This is a genomic window from Mesorhizobium sp. NPDC059025, from assembly GCF_042739655.1.
Taxonomy (GTDB): Bacteria; Pseudomonadota; Alphaproteobacteria; order Rhizobiales; family Rhizobiaceae; genus Mesorhizobium.
This window is the reverse complement of the sequence record NZ_JBHYIM010000002.1, coordinates 311732-333285: the sequence shown is the minus strand read 5'-3', so window position 1 is coordinate 333285 and position 21554 is coordinate 311732. Positions and strand designations below refer to the sequence as shown.

Sequence of the window (21554 nt, the reverse complement as noted above, 5' to 3'; positions counted from 1 at the left end):
TTTGGGCGTTGAGAATCACCTGCCCAAAGACGGGTCGTCCGTATGAGATCTATCAGCCGCCTTTCGACCGGCGCCTTGGCAACAATGCTGGCGGTTGCTTGCCCGCTTGTTGCGAATTCACAGCAGATGCCCTGGGATCCGCCCGCCGGTGAAACGCCTGCCCAGATACCGTTCGAGATCCAGCCAGACGCCAACCAGGGACAGCCTGTCCAGGAGCAACCGGCCCAGGAACCGGCTCCTCAACAACCGGCTCAGGGTGAACAGCCTGGCCAGAAGCAGCCTGCCCAGAACAAGCCGGCTCCCGAGGTGAAGGTTGAACGCGTTGCCAATCCGGTCGCCGAATTTTCCGGCATCGACAAGATCACCGGCCGCATCATCAATTTCGACGTCTATATCGACGAGACGGTGCAGTTCGGTGCGCTGCAGGTGACGCCGCGCGTGTGTTATTCGCGCCCCGGCGCCGAGGCGCCGAAAACGGATTCCTTCGTCGAGGTTGACGAGATCACGCTCGACCGCAAGATCCGCCGTATCTTCACAGGCTGGATGTTCGCCGAAAGCCCCGGCATCAACGCTGTCGAGCACGCCGTCTACGACGTGTGGCTGAAGGGCTGCAAACAGAAGTCCGACGTGCCCGCGCCTGTTGCAGCCAAGCCGTCGTCCAGTGGCGCACCCGCCAAGGTCAACAGCAAGCAGCCCACCAACTGACCGGCCGCTGGCGATCTCAATCTGCCCTTGGGCTGAATGCCGCTTCGCCTTTCAGTGCTGCTGCGAGCATCTTTTCATAGCGGCCGCGCGGTACGTCGACAGCGCCGAAGCGTTTCAGATGTTCGGTGGTGAACTGGGTGTCGAGCAAGGCAAAGCCGCGCTCCTTGAGCCGCTCGACCAGATGGACGAGGCAGACCTTGGAGGCGTCGGTCTCCCGTGAAAACATGCTTTCGCCAAAGAAGACGCGGCCGAGCGAGACGCCATAGAGCCCGCCGACGAGGTGATCGTCGCGCCAGGCTTCGACCGAGTGGCAGTGGCTCATCCGGGCGAGTTGCAGATAGGCTTCACGGATCGGTGCGTTGATCCAGGTCGACTGGCGCTCATCCCGCTGTTCGGCGCAGCCGGCGATTGTTGCTGCGATGTCATGGTCGAAGCGGATATCGAAGGGAGCCCGGCGGATCGTCTTGGCAAGACTCTTCGGAATATGGAAGCCGTCCAGCGGGATGATGCCGCGCTTTTCCGGTCGCACCCAGAACACTTCGGGATCATCGGCACTCTCCGCCATCGGGAAGACACCCGAGGCATAGGCCTTGAGCAGCAGGTCCGTCGGGATGCGATAGCCGGGCGCGAAAGGGCGGGTCATTTCAGCGTTGTGCTCGAGCATGATCTCGAAAAGTTGCTGACTTTTCGGATAAAGATCATGCGCCAAAACAAAGAGATAGAGCCGGATTTATTTCGAATGCATCCGCATCCAACGATGCGTCCCTCGGGGCAAGCCTCGAAGGACGCATTGTCTGTCACTCCGTCTTGGCCAGATATTTTTCCAGCCAGTGGATGTCGTAGTCGCCATTGGCGATGTCGGAGTTACCGACGAGGTCGCGGAACAACGGCAGCGTGGTCTTGATGCCATCGACAACGAATTCATCGAGCGCACGGCGCAGGCGCATCATGCATTCGACACGGTTGCGGCCGTGCACGATCAGCTTGCCGATCAAGCTGTCGTAGTAGGGCGGGATGCGGTAGCCGGAATAGACGCCGGAATCGACGCGGATGCCGAGACCACCAGGCGTGTGGAAATGCGTGATGGTGCCTGGCGAAGGCGTAAAGGTGCGCGGGTCCTCGGCATTGATGCGGCATTCAATGGCATGGCCGTTGAACTTGATATCTTCCTGCCGCACCGAAAGTCCGCCACCCGAAGCAACCCTGATCTGCTCATGCACCAGATCGATGCCGGTGATCGCTTCCGTCACCGGATGCTCCACCTGCAGGCGGGTGTTCATCTCGATGAAATAGAATTCGCCGTTTTCATAGAGAAACTCGATGGTGCCGGCGCCCGAATAGCCAAGATCGGCGACAGCGTTGGCGCAGATACCGCCGATGCGGGCTCGCTCTTCCTCGTTGAGGGCAGGAGAGTTGGCCTCTTCCCATACCTTCTGGTGGCGACGCTGCAGCGAACAGTCACGCTCACCGAAATGCACGCCCTGGCCGGCGCCGTCGCCGAACACCTGCAATTCGATGTGGCGCGGCTTTTCGAGATATTTCTCGATGTAGACAGCATCGTCGCCGAAGGCTGCGCCTGCTTCCGAACGAGCGGTGGCGAGCGCGACTTCCAGGTCTGCCTCGGTGCGCGCCACTTTCATGCCGCGGCCTCCGCCGCCTGCGGAGGCCTTGATGATGACCGGATAGCCGATCTCCGCGGCAACGCGTTTGGCTTCCTTTTCTTCTGAGACTGCGCCATCCGAGCCGGGAACAACCGGAATGCCGAGGCGCTTGGCGGTGCGCTTGGCTTCGATCTTGTCGCCCATGATGCGGATATGGTCGCCCGAGGGACCGATGAAAGTGATGTTGTGGGCGGCGAGGATGTCGGCGAACTTGGCGTTCTCCGACAGGAAGCCGTAGCCCGGATGCACTGCATCGGCGCCGGTGATTTCGCAGGCGGCAACGATCTGGTGGATGTTGAGGTAGCTGTCGCGCGAAGGCGGCGGGCCGATGCAAACGCTTTCGTCCGCAAGGCGAACATGCATGGCATCCGCGTCGGCGGTGGAGTGCACGACGACTGTCTTGATGCCGAGTTCCTTGCAGGCGCGCAGCACCCGAAGCGCGATTTCGCCGCGATTGGCGATGAGGATCTTCTGGAACATTCCGTCCGTCCCCGTGCCTTATTCGATCACGACGAGCGGCATTCCGTATTCTACCGGCTGCGCGTCCTCGACCAGTATCGCCGTCACCGTGCCGGCGCGCGGCGAGGGAATCTGGTTCATCGTCTTCATGGCTTCGATGATCAGCAGCGTCTGGCCTTCCTTCACCTTCTGCCCGATTTCGACAAACTGCTTGGCATCGGGCGAGGGAGAAAGATAGGCGGTGCCGACCATCGGTGAGGGCACGGCGTTCTTGGCAGCTTCGGCTGCGCTCGGTGCGGCGGGAGCAGTCGGTGCCTGCGGCGCGGCAGCCTGGGCGAAGACCGGAGCCGGCGCTGCGACTGCGTGCACGGTCGGCGCATGGCGCGACACGCGCAGCTTCAGATCGCCGAGCTCGACTTCGATTTCCGTGAGGTTGGTATCGTTCAGGATACCCGCGAGATCGCGGATCAGCTGCTGGTCAACACCGGTTTTTTTCGTCGTCATGTCCGACCCTTCTTGTTGTCCGCCCATTTCAGATGCGGGCGGCGAGCGCTTGCAGCGCCAGCGTGTAGCCAAGCGGCCCGAAGCCGCAGATCATTCCCACGGCGTGCGGTGCGATCCGGGATACATGCCGGAATGGCTCGCGCGCGTGGATGTTGGAAAGATGCACTTCGACCACCGGCAGCGGGGCAACACCCCGGATGGCGTCGTGGATGGCGATGGAGGTATGGGTATATGCGCCGGCATTGATGACGATCCCGGCAGCAGCTTCGCCTGCTTCCTGGATCCAGTCGACCAGATGGCCTTCATGGTTCGACTGGCGGAAATCGACGGTCAGCCCGAGGTCCTTGCCTGCCTTCACGCAGCCAGCGGCGATGTCGTCCAGCGTCTGGTCGCCATAGATCGATGGCTCGCGCTTGCCGAGCATGTTGAGATTGGGACCGTTGAGGACGAAAACCGTTTTCAAAAATGGCTACCTTTACCCTCGCGCCGAATATCGCCGGCGCGCCGGACCTCTATAATGGGCATAACCGGCGGCGAAAAGAGCGCAAGTGTGATCTTGGCCTGTCCACAACGCCGGTTTGACCGGACTTAAGCTGGTCAAGTCCGGGCGTTCAATTCCGCAAAGCTCAGAGCGTGGGCTTTGCGGCCTTGATCTTTTCGGTCAGAACATCCGCGCCGAGCGCGCCAAACACCACCTCATTGCCGATGACGTAGGAGGGGGTACCCGTGATGGCGAGCTTGTTGGCAAGGTCGTAGGTCTTGGCGAAGCGCTCCATGATGGCTGGATCCTTCATCGCCTCGCGCAGCTTTGCCTCGTCGGCGCCGAGCTCCAGTGCGATCTTGATGGCGGTTTCTTCGGTCGCGCGGGTCTGGCCACCGAGGAGCTCGAGATGGAATTCTCCCGCCTTCTCCGGCATCAGCTTCTGGAACGCCTGCGAGACGACATGGGCCTTCTGGGAATCCGGTCCGAGGATCGGGAACTCCTTCAGCACGAAGCGAAGATCGGGGTTGGCTTTGGTGAGATCGGCCATGTCGGCCATCGCGCGTTTGCAGAAGCCGCAATTGTAGTCGTAGAACTCCACGATCGTGATCTTGCCCTTGGGATTGCCCACGACGGTGTCGTACGAGGCGTTGAAGATCTCGTCCTTGTTTTCTTTGATGACGCCGGAAGCAGCGAGCTTCTGTTCCTCCTTCTGCTTGGTCTCCAGCGCATCCTGCACTTCAAGCAGGATTTCCGGGTTTTTCAGGAGGTAGTTGCGGACAATCTCCTCGACCTGGGCGCGATCGAGCTTGGTGTCGGCGGATGCCGGGCGGGTGTCGCTGGCGGTAAAGCCGAAGGTAAAGGCGGCAAGGGCAATGGCCGCTCCGGCGGTGCTGAGCAGATAGGCCTTGTTCATGGTCGTCTTCCTTTGCCTTTCAGGCGCTGCAGCAGGGTCATATCCTGCGGCCGTGTCGTCTTCAGTTCGATTTCTTGGTTGGCGCCTTGGCACCGATGATGTCCTGTGCACGAACCCAGGCCGGTTCGCCCGGCTTCAAAAGCTTCTGCGCACGCATGGCGAATATTTTGGCGTCGTTGGTGGCGCCCTGGTAATAGTAACCTTCGGCCGTCGCCAACTCGGCCTTGCCGACATCGCCGAGTTCGCCATAGGCCTGCGCCAGAAAACGGTAGCCGCCGGCGTTCTCGCGGTCACGCTCGAGGCCGTTGGAGAGCTGCGTGACGGCCTGTTTCAACGATTCCGGTGTTCCCTGGGCAAGCAACGCCTGCCCATAGGATACGGAAAGAAGTCCCGATTTCGCCGGGTCGAGGCTGACGGCCTTGGCGTAGGCGGAGGCCGCTTCCTTCGGCTTGTTGGCTTTCATCAGGATGTCGCCACGCAACTCCTGGAGGTAGGCGTTCTTGGGCTGTGACTTGATCATTGCATCAGTCTTGGCCAGCGCGGAACTTGGATTGCCGTTCAGGTAGTTCGAAATCGCTTCACCGTACTGCACCGCAACCGCATCGGGATTCTTGCGCAGCAGCCGCGACGTGGCCGCCTGGCCTTGCGTGAAGGCGGCGATCTTGACCCGCATCATGTTGTGGCGCTGCTGCAGGGCAGGGGGATCCTTGGCATCAAGGTAAGGGCTCTTGCTCACCAGTTCCTGCAGGTTCGAGATACGCTCTTGCGGCATCGGGTGGCTGACGCGGTAAGGATCAACACGCGCGCCCGAAAGCGATAGCGCGCTCTGGAAACGTTGGAAGGTTTTCAACATGCCTGCACCAGACTGGCCGGTGGCGTTGAGATAGGTAATGGCGGATCGGTCCGCCGTCATTTCCTCGCCGCGCTGATAGGCAAGCAGCGAACGCTGCGCCAATTCGGTGCCGCCGGTGGCGAGTCCCATGCCGGCACCTGCCAGGCCCTTGCTGTTGCTGGCCGCGCCTGCCACCAGCGCGCCGGCACCAAGCAGGCCGGCGACGATTGCCATCGTCTTGGCACGCTCGAGCTGTTCACGCAGCCGTTGCTGGTGGCCGCCGGCAATGTGCCCGGTTTCGTGTGCCAGCACCCCGATTACCTCGTTTGGCGTTTCGGCCTGCATCAACGTACCTGTGTTGATGAAGACGCGGCGACCGGCAACAAAGGCGTTGAAACTGGGATCATTGACCAGAACGATCTGGATGCCGGCATTGGAAAGGCCGGCCGCCTTGAAAATCGGCTTGGCGTAATCGCGCACCAGCGCCTCGATCTCGGCATCCCGCACGACCGGCACGTTTTGCGCAAAAGCATTTACAGTGCCGGAGACGGCGATAGCCGCGCCAAGCGCCAACGTCGCCAGGGCGCGCACGGTCCTTGTGATCGTCTTTCCGGGACGTGAGAGGCTTAGCATGATGCGTACACTGGTAGACGAGGCAGTTGACGATGAAAAGCCGGCGCGCGAAAACTTGCTGAACTTGTGATCCCCATCAATCGGGCATTTGTGCGGCACGGTCCGGCGGCCGGCTGCGGATGGCGGGGGCGTCTTGAACAGGAGTTTTGCCCAAGAATGGTTGTTTCATTGTCACGGCGCGGAGACGTCGAGCCGTTCCACGCCATGGATGTTCTGGCTGGTGCCAACAAATTGAGGGCCGAAGGCGTATCGGTGATTTCCATGGCCGTCGGCCAGCCATCCGATCCCGCCCCCGCCATCGTGCGCGAGGCAGCCGCCGCCGCCTTGAAGAGCGGCCGCATCGGCTATACCGACGCACTCGGCCTGGCCGGCTTGCGTCGTGCCATCGCCGACCACTATCGCGACCACTACCAGATCGAGGTCGCGCCGGAACGGATCGCTGTCACGACCGGCTCTTCTGCTGCCTTTAATCTGGCGTTTCTGGCCATGTTCGACGCCGGCGATCGTGTTGCCATCGCTGCACCCGGCTATCCGGCCTATCGCAACATCATGGCAGCGCTCGGCATTGAGGTGGTTGAGATCGAGCTGGAAGGCGCAGCGTATCTCCACGCCGAACATCTGGTGAGTGCGCACGCCGAAAAGCCCTTGAAGGGCGTGCTGTTTGCCAGTCCGGCCAATCCTACCGGTGCGGTCATTCCTGTCGAGGCGTTGAAGGCGCTGGTCGAAACGGCGGACCGGCTCGGCATCGCGGTGATCTCCGATGAGATCTACCATCGGCTGACCTATGGCGCACCCGACACCACCGCGCTGGCCTTTGGCCACGACGTCACGGTGATCAACTCCTTCTCCAAATATTACTGCATGACCGGCTGGCGTATCGGCTGGATGGTGTTGCCGGAAAAACTGGTGAGACCGGTCGAGCGCATCGCGCAGAGCCTTTACATCTCCGCGCCGGAGCTTTCGCAGGTGGCTGCCATGGAGGCCTTTAGGGCGACCGAGCAGTTGGAAGTGGTGAAGGCGCGTTATGCCTGGAACCGTGAACTGCTGATGAAACGCCTGCCCGAATTGGGGTTTGTGCTTGCCGCGCCAATGGATGGCGCGTTCTACGCTTTCTGCGATGTCTCGCGCCTCACCAATCACAGCATGACATTTGCAGGCAAGATGTTGGCAGAAGCCCACGTCGCCGCCACGCCTGGTCGGGATTTCGATCCGCTGCAGGGACATCGCTACATGCGTTTCTCCTACGCAGGCAGCCATGAAGAGATGGTGGAAGCCGTGGCCCGACTGGAGCACTGGCTGAAATAGGCAAGGCCAGGGTGGTCTTACGCCCATCACGATTTCGCGACTGCAGGAACCCGCAGCGGCGGAGTGCGTTTTAACGTCAGGCAACAATTCATGGAGGCACCGATGCGCGCCATGAACCTTGTCACCCTCGTCCTGATCATCATTGGCGGCCTGAACTGGCTGGTCATGGGCGTTGCGGGCTACGATGTCCTCGGAATGCTGTCCGGAGGCACCGGAACCCTGCTCGCCCGGCTGGTTTCTGTCATCATCGGCCTTTCGGCCGTATGGCAGCTCATGCCGTTCGTACAGGCGTTCAGCGAAGGTGAGGTTTCGGCGGAACGGCATATCCGCCATCACTAAACGCGTCCAAGATGAAAAAAGCGGCGGCACCTGGTGCCGCCGCTTTCTTATACGCTCTGACGGTTTCTCCGCCGAGGCCGGATAGTCGACTCAGAAGAAGCCCTTGCGCTGCCACCAGCCGCCACGCTTCGGCTTTTCTTCGACTGCTTCTTCAGCTTCCGCTTCGACCGTGGAAGAAACGACAGGTGCAGCCGGCGTCTCCGCGCTAGCAGTCTTGCGGCGCGACGCGCGAGGTTTTTTCCCGGCGGGAACATCCTTGGCCTCAGACGCAGCCGTCTCGACGACGATGTCGACGGCCGGTTCGGTCGCGACCTCCGCCGCTGCTGCCTCGGCGGCTTCGGCCTTCTTCGACTTTGCTGTACGGCGCGGCTTTTTCGGCTTTTCGGCCGGAGCTTCCTCCACGGCAGGTGCGGGTTCCGGCTCGACCACCACAGCTTCGGCGACGGCTTCGGCGGTCACGGTTTCGCTGTCGGCCGTGGCAGCCTCTGCCGCATCGTCGCCAGTCTCGCCATCTTCCTTGCGGCTGCGCTTGCCGCCGCGCTTGCCGCGCCGGCGTTTCTTGGCCGGTTCGTCGTCGTTCTCTTCTGCGACAACGATCGCCTCGACCTCCGCCACGGCTTCAACGGCGGCGGCATCACTTTCTTCGCCGATTTCCTCGTCGTCAGCAGCCGCGCCTTCATCGCCTGCTTCCGTGGCCGCCTGATCGCGATCGCGGCCGCCGCGACGACGCCTGCGCCGACGACGCTTGCGGTCGCGCTGGCTGTCGCCGTCGCGTGCCTGCTGCTGTTCCTGGCGGGGCTGATCTTCTTCGGTCTCGTCCTCGTCCTCGACGATGATCTCGTCTTCCGGCTCTTCGGGTTCGAGTGGGATCGGCTGCGGCTTCGCCTCTAGGAAGCCTTCCGGCTTCTCGGCGATTGCACCGCGCGCGATGGCATAGTGCTGAGAACCGACGGTCTCGTCAGCTTCGACAGTGATCGTCAAGCCGAAGCGCGTTTCCAGTTCGACCAGCGTGGAGCGCTTGTGGTTGAGCACGTATAGCGCGGTCGCTGCCGGGGTGCGAACGGTGATGTGGCTGCGCGAATCCTTGAGCAGGAATTCCTCGATGGCACGCACGACAAGCAGCGCGACGGAGGAATCGGAACGAACATGGCCGGTGCCACCGCAATGCGGGCAAGGTTTCATGGTCGATTCCAGCACGCTGGCACGAATACGCTGACGGCTCATCTCCATAAGGCCGAAATGCGAAATGCGGCCGACCTGGATGCGCGCGCGATCGTTCTTCAGGCAATCCTTCAGCTTCTTCTCGACAGCCCGATTGTTCCGGTTCTCTTCCATATCGATGAAGTCGATGACGATCAGGCCGGCAAGATCGCGCAGTCGCAACTGGCGGGCCACTTCTTCGGCGGCTTCCAGATTTGTCTGCAGCGCAGTGTCTTCGATCGAGTGCTCACGCGTCGAGCGGCCCGAGTTCACGTCGATCGAAACCAGCGCCTCGGTCTGGTTGATGATCAGGTAGCCGCCGCTCTTCAGCGTCACCTGCGGTTGCAGCATCTTGTCGAGCTGTGCCTCGATGCCGTTGCGCGCGAAGATCGGCGAAGTATCGCGATAGGGCTGGACCATCTTGGCATGGCTGGGCATCAGCATGCGCATGAAGTCCTTCGCCTCGCGATAACCGTCCTCGCCTGCGACAAGGATCTCGTCGATCTCCTTGTTGTAGAGATCGCGCACCGAGCGCTTGATCAGCGACCCTTCTTCATAGACCAGCGCGGGTGCGGTGGACTTGAGCGTCAGGTTGCGGACGTTCTCCCACAACCGCATGAGGTATTCGTAGTCGCGCTTGATTTCGGCCTTGGTTCGGCTTTCGCCGGCGGTGCGCAGGATCACACCCATGCCCTGCGGAACTTCGAGGTCGGCCACCACTTCCTTGAGACGCTTGCGGTCCTGGGCGTTGGTGATTTTGCGCGAGATGCCGCCACCGCGGGCGGTGTTTGGCATCAGGACGGAATAACGGCCAGCCAGCGACAGGTAGGTGGTCAGAGCGGCGCCCTTGTTGCCGCGCTCTTCCTTGACGACCTGGACCAGCAGGATCTGGCGACGCTTGATGACTTCCTGGATCTTGTACTGCTTGCGCACCGGCCTGCGCCGATCGCGGATTTCCTCGAGCGCGTCCTCGGCGCCAACCGATTCGATCTCGTGATCATCGGAATGGGAGGAGGCTATTTCTTCCAGCGTGCCACGATCGGCATCGGCGGCAGGTGCGACTTCGTCGCTGTGAACGTCCTCAGAGGCGTGAGGCTGTTCTTCACGGCTTTCCTGCGCGACCTCTTCCGAAATCACATCGACTTCGACACTGGCAGCAATCGAGCCGCCTTTTACGCCTTCTTCGGCATCGCCGTTGTCGTTCGGCTCGACGGTTTCGACATCATCGGCGCTTTCGTCGGCCGCTACTGCCTCATCACCCGTTTCGTCGTTTTCGCTGGCTGCGGCGTCACGCTTGCGCTCACCGCGGTCGCGATTGCGTCCGCGACGGCGGCCGCGCCGCCCGCGATTGCGCTCCTGGCGATCGTCGCCATTCTCGCCGTTTTCGTCCTCGTCTTCATCCTCATGCTCCTGCGCTTCGGCGCGCAACAGCGCCTGACGGTCAGCAACGGGTATCTGGTAGTAATCAGGATGGATTTCGCTGAAAGCCAGGAAGCCATGGCGGTTGCCGCCATATTCCACGAACGCCGCCTGCAACGACGGCTCAACCCGCGTGACGCGGGCAAGGTAGATGTTTCCTTTGAGCTGCTTCTTGTCCTGCGATTCGAAGTCGAATTCTTCGATACGGTTACCGCGAACGACGACTACGCGTGTTTCCTCCGGGTGGGAGGCGTCGATTAGCATCTTGTTGGGCATTATTATGTTTCCTCCCGGCAGCCGCCAGCCGCGACCGACGGGATGATGCCCGCTGCCGTGATGCTGTTTGTGCGTGAGTGCCGGATGTTTGTGCGTCCGCAGTGGGCCGCTTCAGGGTCATGGCGGTGCCGCCCGCAGCCATGTTGGCGCGGTTGAATGCGGACCTTTCCAATGCAGTACCTGAAACCGTCAAAACCGAACGGACCTTTTTGAACCTAAGCCCGGAAACCCGGACCAGCTTGTTTTGCTCCTGTCGAGCCGGCGCGGTGCAACCCTTGCCGTTTTCCTGCCGCAGGCACTTCCCCCGCCTCTGGCGAGCACCTGCGAAAATCATCGCGATCACCTGCATTCCCGCCGCTTTGGCGATGACCTGCCTCTCACCTTGAACCCAGCAGAAAGCTGAGGGGAAAGGTTGTCCCTGGATTGCAGTGACCCACCATCGCTTTTATGATTTGACGCGTAGGAAGGCAACCCCGATTTCCATGCCGGCAAAGGGCTGTTCCCTCAACGAAATCGCTCTTGAAAAGGCTTGGTTAACCTTCTCTGGATACCAATCGTTAATCGAGTTTACCGCTTAAGCGCGTCTTCGACCGAACAACCGGGCTGGTTCGATGAATCGGCAGCGACTGGAATTGAGATGGGGCTGAAAGCAATCACGAACAAGAGGCTCGGCGGCTGGGTCGGCGTACTATGCTGCGCTCTGTTCGTCGTGTTCGCGAGCCTGATCCTTCCGGCGATTGCGCGCGCCGCCGAGGTTCCGCTGGCAGCGACCGGCTACAAGATGGCCGGTGACGCCACCAAGATGCGCGTCGTCGTCGATTTCGATCGCGAGCCAAATCCGCGCTGGTTCCTGCTGCGCGGTCCGCACCGGCTGGTCATCGATGTTCCCAACTCCAAGCTGGCTTTCAGCGCCAGGGATCTCAAAGCCCGTGGGCTCATCAAGAGCGTGCGTTATGGCCAGATCGAGGCGGGGGCTTCGCGGCTGATCCTGATCAGCAAGGGGCCGTTCCGCGTCGACAAGCTGGATGTGCTCAAGAACGAAGATGGTTCCGGCTATCGCATGGCGGTCGACATCTCGGCCGTTTCGGATCGCGAGTTCGATGCGGCACTCGCTGACCAGGCGGTGACGACGGCCTCGACCGTTTCTCCGGACAAGCGAGAGCGTCTCGCCAAGCCTGTTCCTGCTGCAGCCTCCCACAAATTCACCATTGTCATCGATCCCGGCCATGGTGGCGTCGATGGTGGCGCCGAGGGATTGAACGGTACGGTCGAAAAAAATGTCACCTTGGCCTTCGCCAAGGAGCTGCGCGACAGGCTTTTGGCGGAAGGCAAATATGACATCTCGCTTACCCGCGAGGACGACACCTTCCTGCGCCTGGATGACAGGGTGCGTATCGCCCGACAGCGCGGCGCCAATCTGTTCATCTCCATCCATGCCGACACCATTCGCCTGAAGGGCATCCGTGGCGCCACGGTCTACACCGTCTCGGACAAGGCCTCCGATCCGGAAGCGCAGGCCCTGGCTGATCGGGAAAATCTGTCCGACCAGTTCGCCGGCATGGAGATCAAGGAAGACAGCCAGGAAGTCACTGATATCCTGATCGATCTGATCCGCCGCGAGACCCATTCCTTCTCGATGAGTTTTGCCCAGACGCTGGTCGGCGAGCTTGGCAACAGTGTCGGGCTGATCAACAACCCGCACCGCTTCGCCGGCTTCCGCGTGCTCAAGGCGCCGGACGTGCCGTCGGTTCTGGTCGAACTGGGCTATCTGTCGAACGCGAAGGACGAAGCGCAACTCACCAACCCGGAATGGCGTGGCAAGGCGGCCGACAGCATCAGCAAGGCGGTGTCGGCTTTTGCTGCGTCGCGGGTCAATGCGGGCGGATAAGCCTGCTGAAATGGGAGCAGGGCGCTGTTAGCCTTTGGCAGCGTTGCACCTCGACAACACCGGGTGTTAATATTCCGGCCGATTGGCCAGGAAATTTGCGATTGCCGCAATTTACCCACATCGCCGCGACAATGGGTGGCGAACGGCCGGGTGGTTCCCGAGCCTTGCGTGGCAGGCAGTATCGTTTATGGCGTCTCATGCAAGGGCAGGACGCAAGGATTGCCGTAGCGTATGAAGCGGCGCAGGAGCGCCGGGAAATCGATTCCGATTCCCGGGACCATGCGCTAGGGAAATCCTGGGCCACGGACTGGAGTGGGCATGATTCGTCTTATCGGCTATTTTTTCGGCATCGGCACGATGCTGGCTCTGCTGGCCGCCGCGGTTGTCGCGATCTATGTCGGCAATCTGGCCAAGGAGCTGCCTGACTACGAGGTCCTGGCCAAATACGAGCCGCCTGTCACCACCCGCATCCACGCTTCCGATGGTGCGCTGATGGCCGAGTATGCCCGTGAGCGTCGTCTGTACCTGCCGATCCAGGCCGTGCCGGATCGCGTCAAGGCCGCTTTCCTGTCGGCCGAGGACAAGAATTTCTATTCGCATCCAGGCATCGACATCACCGGTCTTGGCCGCGCCATCATCGTCAACGTGCAGAACTGGGGTTCGCGCCGTCCGGTCGGCGCCTCGACGATCACCCAGCAGGTGGCGAAGAACTTCCTGCTCACCGCCGACCAGACGATGGACCGCAAGATCAAGGAAGCGATCCTCGCCTTCCGCATCGAGCAGGCCTATTCCAAGGACCGTATCCTTGAACTCTATCTCAACGAAATCTTCTTCGGCCTGAACGCTTATGGCGTTGCGGGCGCAGCGCTGACCTATTTCGACAAGTCGGTGAACGAGTTGACGGTGGCGGAAGCCGCCTATCTCGCCGCACTTCCGCGTGGCCCGTCCAACTATCACCCGTTCCGGCACACCGAGCGTGCCATCGAGCGCCGCAACTGGGTCATCGATCAGATGGTCGAGAACGGTTACGTCACCAAGGAGGAGGGCGCCAAGGCCAAGGCCGAGCCGCTCGGCGTCAAGCCGCGCCGCAACGGCACCTACCTATTCGCTGGTGAATATTTCACCGAGGAAGTCCGCCGACAGATCATCTCCCGCTATGGCGAGAATGCACTCTATGAAGGCGGTCTTTCCGTCCGAACCACACTTGATCCCAAGTTGCAGCTGTTCGCTCGCAAGGCGATGCAGAACGGCCTGATGAAATTCGATACGTTGCGCGGCTATCGTGGCCCGATCACGCATATCGACGTGTCGGGCGACTGGGGGCCGGGACTGGGCGCTGTCAAGTCTTTGAGCGACGTGCCGGAATGGACGCTCGCCGTCGTGCTCGACAGTTCCGGCGAGGGTCTGTCCATCGGCCTGCAGCCTGATCGCGAGGCTTCCGGTGACCTCGTCAAGGAGCGGGTCGAAGGCACGGTATCGCGCGAGGATATGAGCTGGGCGATGCGCTACAAGCAGGGTGACAAGACGCTGAAGGCGAAATCCCCGGCGGAAGTCCTGAAGGCCGGCGATGTCATCTTCGTTCAGAGGAAGGGTGACAGCGGTTCCGATTATCTCCTGCGCCAGGTGCCGCAGGTCGAAGGCGGCCTCGTCGCCATGGATCCGCACACCGGCCGTGTGCTTGCCATGGTCGGCGGCTTCTCCTATGCCGCTTCCGAGTTCAACCGCGCCACGCAGGCCATGCGTCAGCCTGGCTCATCATTCAAGCCGATCGTCTATGCGGCGGCCTTGGACAATGGCTATACGCCGGCCTCCGTCATCATGGATGGTCCGATCACCATCCAGTCTGGCAACACCACCTGGACGCCGAAGAATTACGACGGCAACTCGGCCGGTCCGTCGACGCTGCGCAACGGTATCGAGCGTTCGCGTAACCTGATGACCGTTCGCCTCGCCAATGACATGGGCATGAAGCTGGTTGCGGAGTACGCGGAGCGTTTCGGCGTCTACGACAAGCTGGCGCCATATCTGCCGATGGCGTTGGGTTCCGGTGAAACAACGGTCATGCGCATGGTTTCGGCCTATGCGATCATGGCCAATGGCGGCAAATCGATCAAGCCGTCGGTCATCGACCGCATCCAGGATCGTTACGGCAAAACGGTGTTCCGTCAGGATGAGCGTACCTGCGAGAACTGCAACGCGACCGAATGGAAAAACCAGCCCGAGCCGGAACTGACCGACAATTCCGAGCAGGTGCTGGACCCGATGACGGCGTACCAGATCACCTCCATGATGGAAGGCGTGATCAAGCGCGGCACCGGTGCCACCGTTGCCGAACTCGGCTACCCGATGGCTGGCAAGACCGGCACGACCAACGACGAGAAGGACGCCTGGTTCATCGGCTTCACGCCGAATCTTCTGGTCGGTCTCTATCTTGGTTATGACCAGCCCAAGCCGCTCGGCAAGGGCATCACGGGTGGCGGTCTCGCGGCGCCGATCTTCAAGGACATGATGCGCGAAGCGCTTGTTGGTCAGCCGAAGATCGAATTCAAGGTACCGGAAGGCATGACCTTGGTCGCGATCAACCGCAAGACCGGCATGCGTGCCAACGAGGGCGACCCCAACACGATCATGGAAGCCTTCAAGCCCGGCACGGGTCCTGCCGACAGCTACTGGGTCATCGGCATGGGGTCTGACGGCTCGAATGGTCCCGGCACGGGGATTTCGCCGCAGGCTTCGCAAGCGATCCAGTCGGGTGGCGGCGGCCTCTACTGACGAGACGATCCTTGTTGGATGGGCCGGCTCTATGCCGGCCCATTTTCCTTTACAGGCGGCGGGGCGATGCCTATGTATCGCGCCGACTTGCTTGTTGGGATCCATGCCATCTTGAGCCGGCAACGGCGGGCAGGTGTCCTTTGAATCTCAGCTGGCCCCGAGTGGCGACGGTCGTCACTTCGCAAACCGGAAAAGAAAAGAGATCATGCGCGCGGAAACGCAGAACATTGTCGACGAGATCAGGCAGGCGATAACCCTGCTGAGGAGGCATCTTTGACTGGGATCAAGCGCTAAAACGGCTTGAATACCTGAACGTCCGTGCCGAGGACGCCAGCCTGTGGAACGATCCGCAGGAAGCGCAGAAGCTGATGCGCGAGCGCCAGGGTCTGGAGGAGGGCATCGGCACGGTCAAGGGCGTCACCCAGGCACTCGAGGACAATATCGGCCTGATCGAACTCGGCGAGGAAGAGGGCGATGAAAGCGTCGTCCAGGAAGCCGAGACGGCGATTCGCTCGCTGGCCGGCGAAGTCCGCGCGCGCCAGATCGAGACCATGCTCTCGGGTGAAGCCGACGGCAACGACACCTATCTGGAAGTCCACGCCGGTGCCGGCGGCACCGAAAGCCAGGATTGGGCGAACATGCTGTTGCGCATGTACACGCGCTGGGCCGAACGTCGCAAATTCAAGGTCGAGGTCCTGGAAGTCCATGATGGCGAAGAAGCCGGCATCAAGTCGGCGACAGTGCTCATCAAGGGCCACAATGCCTATGGCTGGCTGAAGACGGAATCGGGCGTGCACCGTCTTGTGCGCATCTCGCCCTACGATTCCAACGCGCGCCGCCACACCTCGTTCTCATCGATCTGGGTTTATCCGGTGATCGACGACAACATCCAGATCGACGTCAGCGAATCCGACGTGCGCATCGACACCTACCGGTCGTCGGGTGCCGGCGGCCAGCACGTCAACACCACCGACTCGGCCGTACGCATCACGCATATCGCGACCGGGATTGCGGTCGCGTGCCAGGCCGGGCGTTCACAACACCAGAACCGCGCCAAGGCATGGGAGATGCTTCGGTCGCGCCTTTACGAGGAAGAGTTGAAGAAGCGCGAAGCAGCTGCCAGCGCGACGGAAGCCGCCAAGACCGATATCGGCTGGGGCCACCAGATCCGATCCTATGTGCTGCAGCCCTATCAGTTGGTGAAAGATCTGCGCACCGGCGTGGAGTCGACAAGCCCGTCGGACGTGCTCGACGGCGACCTCGACGACTTCATGGAAGCCTCGCTGTCGCAGCGCATCGAAGGCGGAGTGGGGCAGCCTGTCGCGGATATCGACTAGGAAAATCCGCTCCGTTTCGATGGCCTCCTGACGTTAAGTTGTCAGGAGGCTCTCTCTATGCTGTGTTGCTAATCCAATGGCACAGCGAGGAGAGCCGATGATCATCAAGGGAAGCTGTCACTGCAGGGCCACGACGTTCGAGGTGTCGGAGGCGCCGCAGACGGTGACACAGTGCACCTGCTCCTTCTGTTCGAAGCGTGGCTCGCTCTGGGCCTACTACACGCCCGACAAGTTCAAGCTTACCAGCCGTCCTGAAAATGTGAGCTTCTACCGTTGGGGCTCCAAGACCATCAAGCACGGCTTCTGCGCGATTTGCGGCTGCGGCACCTTCACCGAGACGCCGGACTGGTCGACTGGCGAGCCGGATTTCGACAATCCCAAGATCAGCATCAACTCGCGCCTGTTCGACGATTTCGACCTCGATACAGTCGAGGTGGTGATCATCGACGGCAAGAACCTCTGGTAGTCGCGACTGGAGTTTTCCTTGCTCGACGCGATGATCCTGAGGGCACGCGGAAAAACCCCGCGCTCCGCCATTTCATGCTCCGGTTTCTGCCGCAATTCGTGCTAGAAGGGCGGCTAAGGACTTGCCCGCGCGCCGAGTCGCGGCCGTAGTTTGGAGAGGGATATCTCATGAAGAAAATTGTGCTCAGCGTGGTGGCTACGGCGGTGTTGGCCAGTGCCTGCACGACCGATCCCTACACGGGTGAGCAGAAGGTTTCCAATACCGCGGGCGGCGCCGTTCTCGGCGGTCTGGCTGGCGCGGCGCTCGGCACGCTTGCAGGTGGCAACGATCGCCGCAATGCGCTGATCGGTGCGGGCATCGGTGCGCTGGCAGGCGGCGCCATCGGTTCGGTGATGGACCAGAATGAAAATGCGCTGCGTCAGCAGCTGCAGGGCACCGGCGTCAGCGTTACCCGCGTTGGCAACCAGATCGTTCTCAACATGCCATCCGACATTACTTTCGCCACTGACCAGGACTCGGTGAAGGCGAGTTTCTACTCGGTGCTGAACTCCGTTGCACTGGTCCTGAAGAAGTACAATCAGACTACCGTCGACGTGTTCGGCCACACCGACTCGACCGGTTCGGACCAGCACAATTTCGACCTGTCGCAGCGCCGTGCGCTCTCGGTGGCGAACTACCTGTCGTCGCAGGGTGTCGATTCGCGGCGCTTCGCGGTCACCGGCTTCGGCAAGACCCGGCCGGTTGCTCCCAACAACACCGCCGAAGGCCGCGCGCAGAACCGCCGCGTCGAGATCCAACTTTCTCCGCTTACCTGAGGCTCGGCCTCTACGGATACGAAAACGGCCCCGCTCGGGGCCGTTTTTATTTGGGTGTTTGTAGAAAACTCAGTCCGGCATCGGGCGAGATCCACCCGACTGCATTCAGACCTTGGCGACGATCTTCATGAAGGCGGGCACGTCATCACCGAAGCCGATTGTCTTATCGTCTTCCTCCTCGCGGTGGTGACGGGAGTGGCGCTGTTCGCGATGCGGGCGCTGATCCTTGCGGTCGGTGTCCCTGCGATCGGCATTGTCGGCGCGGATTGCCTCCTTGCGCTGCTTGCGGTCGTCACCCGCAGGTGCAGCCGCTTCAGTCGGAGCCGGGATCGCCTCGCCATTTTCGTTGGCGGCATGCCTGTCGCCGCGCTTGCCCTTGTTACGCCGGTCGTCGCCATCCTTGCGACCGCCACGGCGCTTGTCGCCGCGGCCGCGGCGTGGTGCCTCATCGGCGTCCTCGCTGACAACCAGCGTCGAAAGATCGCCGTCGAACCATTCGATCTGTTTGCCGATCAGCTTCTCGATCGCGTCGACATATTTGGTATCGCCCTTGGTGGCGATGGTGAACGACTTGCCGGAGCGTCCCGCGCGGCCTGTACGGCCGATGCGGTGGACATAGTCTTCGGCATGGATCGGTACGTCGTAGTTGAAGACGTGGCTGACGTCCGGAATATCAAGTCCGCGGGCGGCGACGTCCGACGCCACCAGCAACTTCAGCTTGCCGTCGCGGAAGTTGGACAACATGGTCATGCGCGCGCGCTGGTCCATGTCGCCATGCAGTGCGCCGGCGTTGAAGTCATGTTTCAGCAGCGAACGGAACAGTTCCGAGACTTCGACCTTGCGGTTGCAGAAGATGATGGCGTTCTTCAGCCCTTCTTCCTCTGCGTGGATCAGGTCGCGCAGGACGGCACGTTTGTCCCACGGTTTCGAGCCGGCCTTGACCAGGCGCTGCGTCACTGTCGAAGCCGTGGTTGCAGCCTTGGCGACCTCGATGCGCACCGGGGCGTGCAGGAACTGCTCGGTGAGCTTGGTGATCTCGGGCGGCATGGTCGCGGAGAAGAACAGCGTCTGCCGGGTGAATGGGATGAGTTTGCAGATGCGCTCGATGTCGGGAATGAAGCCCATGTCGAGCATGCGGTCAGCCTCGTCGATGACGAGGATTTCGACGCCGGTCAGCAGCAGTTTGCCACGTTCGAAGTGATCGAGCAGGCGACCAGGGGTTGCGATGAGCACGTCGGCACCGCGTTCCAGCTTCTTTTCCTGGTCCTCGAAGGAAACACCGCCGATGAGCAGCGCCACGGTGAGGCGATGGTTCTTGCCGTATTTGACAAAATTCTCCTCGACCTGGGCCGCCAATTCACGTGTCGGTTCCAGGATCAGCGTGCGCGGCATGCGCGCCCTTGCGCGGCCCTTTTCCAGCCGCGTCAACATCGGCAGCACGAAGGATGCGGTCTTGCCGGTTCCGGTCTGGGCGATGCCCAGGACGTCCTTGCCTTGCAAAGCGTGCGGGATCGCGCCGGCCTGGATCGGCGTCGGCTGCGTGTAGCCGGCGTCTGTCACGGCGGAAAGAACCTTGGGCGAGAGGCCGAGGTCGGAAAAAAGCAACGCTTCTTGAGCGGTCTGGGTGTCTGAGGACAAGTTTTGCTGTCTTTGGCTTGTATGGGGAGCGCGGCGGCTTCCGTCGCGGCAGACGCCTCGCGTCTTCGATATCGTGAACGCCGATAGGCGCAAGTCCACGTTTTGTCAACACAAACGGGCTTGAAAGCCGGCAATCACGCGGTCTTTTGCCTAAGGTAGTGTCTGATAGGGTTCCGTCAAGCCGGGCGCAGGCTCAATATCGGAACTGTTCGGCCAGGATACGCTCATCCCAGGAGTGGTTGGGATCGAACAGCACCGTGGCAGTCGCGGTCAGGGATTCTCGCACCGTCACCGACGTCACAGCCTTCACCTCGGTGTGGTCGGCGGCGGCGTTCACCGGCCGCTTTTCTGCCTCCAGTATGTCGAAGCGTACCGTTGCGCGGTTGGAAAGCAGCGCGCCACGCCAGCGGCGCGGCCTGAACGGGCTCACCGGGGTGAGCGCCAGCAGGGGAGCATCGAGCGGCAGGATCGGGCCGTGGGCGGAAAGGTTGTAGGCAGTGGAACCCGCCGGCGTGGCGATCATGACACCGTCGCAACTCAATTCCTCGAGGCGTACATGGTCGTCGACGGCAATGCGGATCTTGGCCGTCTGGTAGGACTGGCGCCATAGTGCCACCTCGTTGATGGCAAGCGCTTCGACGGTTTCGCCTTCGGCGTTGGTTGCCGACATTTCCAGCGGCCGGATGGTTTCCGGTACCGCCTTGGCGATGCGTTCGGTCAGGCCTTTTTCGCGGAACTCGTTCATCAGGAAGCCGATCGTGCCCCGGTTCATGCCGTAGACACGCTTGCCGCTGCTCATCGTGTCACGCAGCGTCTGCAACAGGAAACCGTCGCCACCGAGGGCGACGATCGTATCGGCTTCATCGACCGGTACCTGGCCATAGCGGGCACTAAGCCGCTCCAGCGCGGCCCGGGCGTCGGCGGTTTCGGAGGACACAAAGGCGAGGCGGCTTACGGTATTCGTCATGGCTCCCGGCGGGCGATCCTCGGCATCGACCAGCGCGGCGTAGCATGGTCAACCGGCACCTGCAAAGGGCGTCATGGTAAGCACGGCAAGATCACTGCCATTCGCGACGGACGAATCATTGCACCGTGTCTGCTTGCGCAAACATGGTTAAAATCCGTCTTAATTTTTCTGAAATTTGCTTTGCCCATGCTTGGGGCAGCAATCGGTGGGCGGGGGCCAAGTCGAGAGCTTTCCCATTGTCGATGTCACGCCTGATGATCCTTTTCCTGATGCTCGGTTCGTTCGCCGTGATGTTCTCCATCGTGGTCCGGGCCTCAGACCAGATGAACCAGCCGGTCGTGTCTTCAAAATGCACGGGCGTGCTGATGCCTTGCCTGAGCAAGCGTTGATCAGGAACTGAAAGGCGGAGAAGAAGTGCCAGCCCGGGGCAGGACATTGCAACTGCAGGCTGAATTGAATGGTGCCGGCGGAGAGGATCGAACTCCCGACCTTCGGTTTACAAAACCGCTGCACTACCGCTGTGCTACGCCGGCTCCAGGACACCGCAACTTGGTGGCCAATCGGTACTTCGGATCCTCCGATCCCGGTTTCAGTTGCCAGGTTGGAGGAACATGGCGCACCGGTTAGCACATTTGCCGCGCCAGTAAAGACAATTGTCGGCAACTTGGATGCCGCAATGCTCCCCTGGCCGGGCGTCGAGCATGAAATCGGCCAGTTTCATCCTTATATCCATGGCGATGCCTGCTAGCGGGTATCGTTGATGGGGTTTGTCCATGATCCGAATCGTCGTCGTCGGTTTGATCGTATTCGCCGTCTGGCTTCTGGCGATGAAGCTGCTGCGTGCCCTCAAAGGCGCCAATGTCGACTGGACCGGCGTCAGTTTCGCCATCGGCTTCATCGTGCTGGCGTTCTGGCTGCGCCACGTCACCGGAATGGGCTGA

19 protein-coding genes and 1 tRNA gene are annotated in these 21554 nt (G+C 61.3%); 10 read left to right on the top strand and 10 right to left on the bottom strand.

Features of this window, described 5'->3' with window-relative positions; genetic code table 11:
* Positions 1-42 precede the first annotated feature (42 nt).
* Positions 43-705, top strand: coding sequence for a DUF2155 domain-containing protein (locus tag ACFWYE_RS05835; protein WP_379110142.1), 663 nt, complete (start codon positions 43-45; stop codon positions 703-705).
* A 16-nt stretch (positions 706-721) separates the two neighbouring features.
* On the opposite strand, the gene aat is transcribed toward ACFWYE_RS05835, so the two are convergent.
* The 6 genes from aat to ACFWYE_RS05805 form a co-directional block, all read right to left on the bottom strand.
* Positions 722-1348: a leucyl/phenylalanyl-tRNA--protein transferase gene (aat, locus tag ACFWYE_RS05830; RefSeq protein WP_379110140.1), complete on the bottom strand. Its 627-nt coding sequence runs from the start codon at positions 1346-1348 to the stop codon at positions 722-724.
* Between the two features lie 154 nt (positions 1349-1502).
* Positions 1503-2846: an acetyl-CoA carboxylase biotin carboxylase subunit gene (accC, locus tag ACFWYE_RS05825; RefSeq protein WP_379072348.1), complete on the bottom strand. Its 1344-nt coding sequence runs from the start codon at positions 2844-2846 to the stop codon at positions 1503-1505.
* A gap of 18 nt (positions 2847-2864) precedes the next feature.
* Positions 2865-3329: an acetyl-CoA carboxylase biotin carboxyl carrier protein gene (accB, locus tag ACFWYE_RS05820; RefSeq protein ID WP_379072345.1), complete on the bottom strand. Its 465-nt coding sequence runs from the start codon at positions 3327-3329 to the stop codon at positions 2865-2867.
* Positions 3330-3357: 28 nt separating this feature from the next.
* A complete protein-coding gene (aroQ, locus tag ACFWYE_RS05815) occupies positions 3358-3792 on the bottom strand; it encodes a type II 3-dehydroquinate dehydratase (RefSeq protein WP_379072342.1) in 435 nt (144 codons plus the stop codon).
* Between the two features lie 163 nt (positions 3793-3955).
* Entirely contained in the window at positions 3956-4726 is a 771-nt protein-coding gene (locus ACFWYE_RS05810; protein ID WP_326895698.1) for a DsbA family protein, read from the bottom strand.
* Positions 4727-4787: 61 nt separating this feature from the next.
* On the bottom strand, positions 4788-6191 hold the full coding sequence (locus ACFWYE_RS05805) for a M48 family metalloprotease (protein ID WP_379072339.1): 1404 nt from the start codon (positions 6189-6191) through the stop codon (positions 4788-4790).
* A 156-nt stretch (positions 6192-6347) separates the two neighbouring features.
* Here ACFWYE_RS05805 and ACFWYE_RS05800 point away from each other — a divergent pair, with 156 nt between their 5' ends.
* A complete protein-coding gene (locus tag ACFWYE_RS05800) occupies positions 6348-7496 on the top strand; it encodes a pyridoxal phosphate-dependent aminotransferase (protein ID WP_379110138.1) in 1149 nt (382 codons plus the stop codon).
* A 102-nt stretch (positions 7497-7598) separates the two neighbouring features.
* Positions 7599-7835, top strand: coding sequence for a DUF378 domain-containing protein (locus tag ACFWYE_RS05795; RefSeq protein WP_379110136.1), 237 nt, complete (start codon positions 7599-7601; stop codon positions 7833-7835).
* A 90-nt stretch (positions 7836-7925) separates the two neighbouring features.
* Here ACFWYE_RS05795 and ACFWYE_RS05790 read toward each other — a convergent pair whose 3' ends face one another.
* Positions 7926-10730 (bottom strand): ribonuclease E/G, encoded by a 2805-nt coding sequence (locus tag ACFWYE_RS05790; protein WP_379110134.1) that lies wholly within the window; start codon positions 10728-10730, stop codon positions 7926-7928.
* A 637-nt stretch (positions 10731-11367) separates the two neighbouring features.
* Between ACFWYE_RS05790 and ACFWYE_RS05785 the strand changes: the two genes are divergently transcribed.
* The 5 genes from ACFWYE_RS05785 to ACFWYE_RS05765 all read left to right on the top strand — a co-directional run bounded on the left by ACFWYE_RS05785 (position 11368) and on the right by ACFWYE_RS05765 (position 18008).
* Complete coding sequence (locus tag ACFWYE_RS05785; RefSeq protein WP_379072331.1) at positions 11368-12618, top strand: N-acetylmuramoyl-L-alanine amidase; 1251 nt, start codon at positions 11368-11370, stop codon at positions 12616-12618.
* Positions 12619-12936: 318 nt separating this feature from the next.
* A complete protein-coding gene (locus ACFWYE_RS05780; protein WP_379110132.1) occupies positions 12937-15390 on the top strand; it encodes a penicillin-binding protein 1A in 2454 nt (817 codons plus the stop codon).
* 205 nt (positions 15391-15595) lie between these two features.
* Positions 15596-16727, top strand: a protein-coding gene (prfB, locus tag ACFWYE_RS05775; protein ID WP_379072325.1) for a peptide chain release factor 2 whose coding sequence is annotated in 2 segments (ribosomal slippage) — positions 15596-15661 and positions 15663-16727 — 1131 coding nt in all. Because the reading frame shifts where the segments join, the coding sequence is not laid out codon by codon here.
* 97 nt (positions 16728-16824) lie between these two features.
* Positions 16825-17193 (top strand): GFA family protein, encoded by a 369-nt coding sequence (locus ACFWYE_RS05770; RefSeq protein WP_379072322.1) that lies wholly within the window; start codon positions 16825-16827, stop codon positions 17191-17193.
* Between the two features lie 167 nt (positions 17194-17360).
* The gene (locus ACFWYE_RS05765) at positions 17361-18008 is read left to right on the top strand and encodes an OmpA family protein (RefSeq protein WP_129415689.1); all 648 of its coding nucleotides are present in this window, start codon (positions 17361-17363) and stop codon (positions 18006-18008) included.
* A gap of 105 nt (positions 18009-18113) precedes the next feature.
* On the opposite strand, the gene ACFWYE_RS05760 is transcribed toward ACFWYE_RS05765, so the two are convergent.
* Both ACFWYE_RS05760 and ACFWYE_RS05755 read right to left on the bottom strand, forming a co-directional pair.
* Positions 18114-19646, bottom strand: a complete 1533-nt coding sequence (locus tag ACFWYE_RS05760; RefSeq protein ID WP_379072319.1) for a DEAD/DEAH box helicase — start codon at positions 19644-19646, stop codon at positions 18114-18116.
* A 193-nt stretch (positions 19647-19839) separates the two neighbouring features.
* Positions 19840-20613 carry an NAD kinase gene (locus tag ACFWYE_RS05755; protein ID WP_379072316.1) on the bottom strand — a complete coding sequence of 258 codons (774 nt, stop codon included), beginning with the start codon at positions 20611-20613 and terminating at the stop codon, positions 19840-19842.
* Between the two features lie 143 nt (positions 20614-20756).
* Here ACFWYE_RS05755 and ACFWYE_RS05750 point away from each other — a divergent pair, with 143 nt between their 5' ends.
* Positions 20757-21002, top strand: a complete 246-nt coding sequence (locus ACFWYE_RS05750; RefSeq protein ID WP_379110130.1) for a hypothetical protein — start codon at positions 20757-20759, stop codon at positions 21000-21002.
* A gap of 69 nt (positions 21003-21071) precedes the next feature.
* Here the strand turns inward: ACFWYE_RS05750 and ACFWYE_RS05745 are convergent.
* A tRNA-Thr gene (locus tag ACFWYE_RS05745) sits at positions 21072-21146 on the bottom strand.
* 240 nt (positions 21147-21386) lie between these two features.
* On the opposite strand from ACFWYE_RS05745, the gene ACFWYE_RS05740 reads away from it, so the two are divergent.
* The gene (locus ACFWYE_RS05740; protein ID WP_379072311.1) at positions 21387-21554 is read left to right on the top strand and encodes a hypothetical protein; all 168 of its coding nucleotides are present in this window, start codon (positions 21387-21389) and stop codon (positions 21552-21554) included.

What these genes read in the sequence shown, in the direction of transcription:
- ACFWYE_RS05810 (WP_326895698.1), bottom strand. Translation starts at nt 4,726, where the DNA reads ATGAACAAGGCCTATCTGCTCAGCACCGCCGGAGCGGCCATTGCCCTT.
- ACFWYE_RS05770 (WP_379072322.1), top strand. Translation starts at nt 16,825, where the DNA reads ATGATCATCAAGGGAAGCTGTCACTGCAGGGCCACGACGTTCGAGGTG.
- accC (WP_379072348.1), bottom strand. Translation starts at nt 2,846, where the DNA reads ATGTTCCAGAAGATCCTCATCGCCAATCGCGGCGAAATCGCGCTTCGG.
- ACFWYE_RS05780 (WP_379110132.1), top strand. Translation starts at nt 12,937, where the DNA reads ATGATTCGTCTTATCGGCTATTTTTTCGGCATCGGCACGATGCTGGCT.
- ACFWYE_RS05755 (WP_379072316.1), bottom strand. Translation starts at nt 20,613, where the DNA reads ATGACGAATACCGTAAGCCGCCTCGCCTTTGTGTCCTCCGAAACCGCC.
- ACFWYE_RS05765 (WP_129415689.1), top strand. Translation starts at nt 17,361, where the DNA reads ATGAAGAAAATTGTGCTCAGCGTGGTGGCTACGGCGGTGTTGGCCAGT.
- ACFWYE_RS05740 (WP_379072311.1), top strand. Translation starts at nt 21,387, where the DNA reads ATGATCCGAATCGTCGTCGTCGGTTTGATCGTATTCGCCGTCTGGCTT.
- ACFWYE_RS05805 (WP_379072339.1), bottom strand. Translation starts at nt 6,191, where the DNA reads ATGCTAAGCCTCTCACGTCCCGGAAAGACGATCACAAGGACCGTGCGC.
- ACFWYE_RS05790 (WP_379110134.1), bottom strand. Translation starts at nt 10,730, where the DNA reads ATGCCCAACAAGATGCTAATCGACGCCTCCCACCCGGAGGAAACACGC.
- ACFWYE_RS05800 (WP_379110138.1), top strand. Translation starts at nt 6,348, where the DNA reads ATGGTTGTTTCATTGTCACGGCGCGGAGACGTCGAGCCGTTCCACGCC.
- aat (WP_379110140.1), bottom strand. Translation starts at nt 1,348, where the DNA reads ATGACCCGCCCTTTCGCGCCCGGCTATCGCATCCCGACGGACCTGCTG.
- ACFWYE_RS05835 (WP_379110142.1), top strand. Translation starts at nt 43, where the DNA reads ATGAGATCTATCAGCCGCCTTTCGACCGGCGCCTTGGCAACAATGCTG.
- accB (WP_379072345.1), bottom strand. Translation starts at nt 3,329, where the DNA reads ATGACGACGAAAAAAACCGGTGTTGACCAGCAGCTGATCCGCGATCTC.
- ACFWYE_RS05785 (WP_379072331.1), top strand. Translation starts at nt 11,368, where the DNA reads ATGGGGCTGAAAGCAATCACGAACAAGAGGCTCGGCGGCTGGGTCGGC.
- ACFWYE_RS05750 (WP_379110130.1), top strand. Translation starts at nt 20,757, where the DNA reads ATGGTTAAAATCCGTCTTAATTTTTCTGAAATTTGCTTTGCCCATGCT.
- ACFWYE_RS05795 (WP_379110136.1), top strand. Translation starts at nt 7,599, where the DNA reads ATGCGCGCCATGAACCTTGTCACCCTCGTCCTGATCATCATTGGCGGC.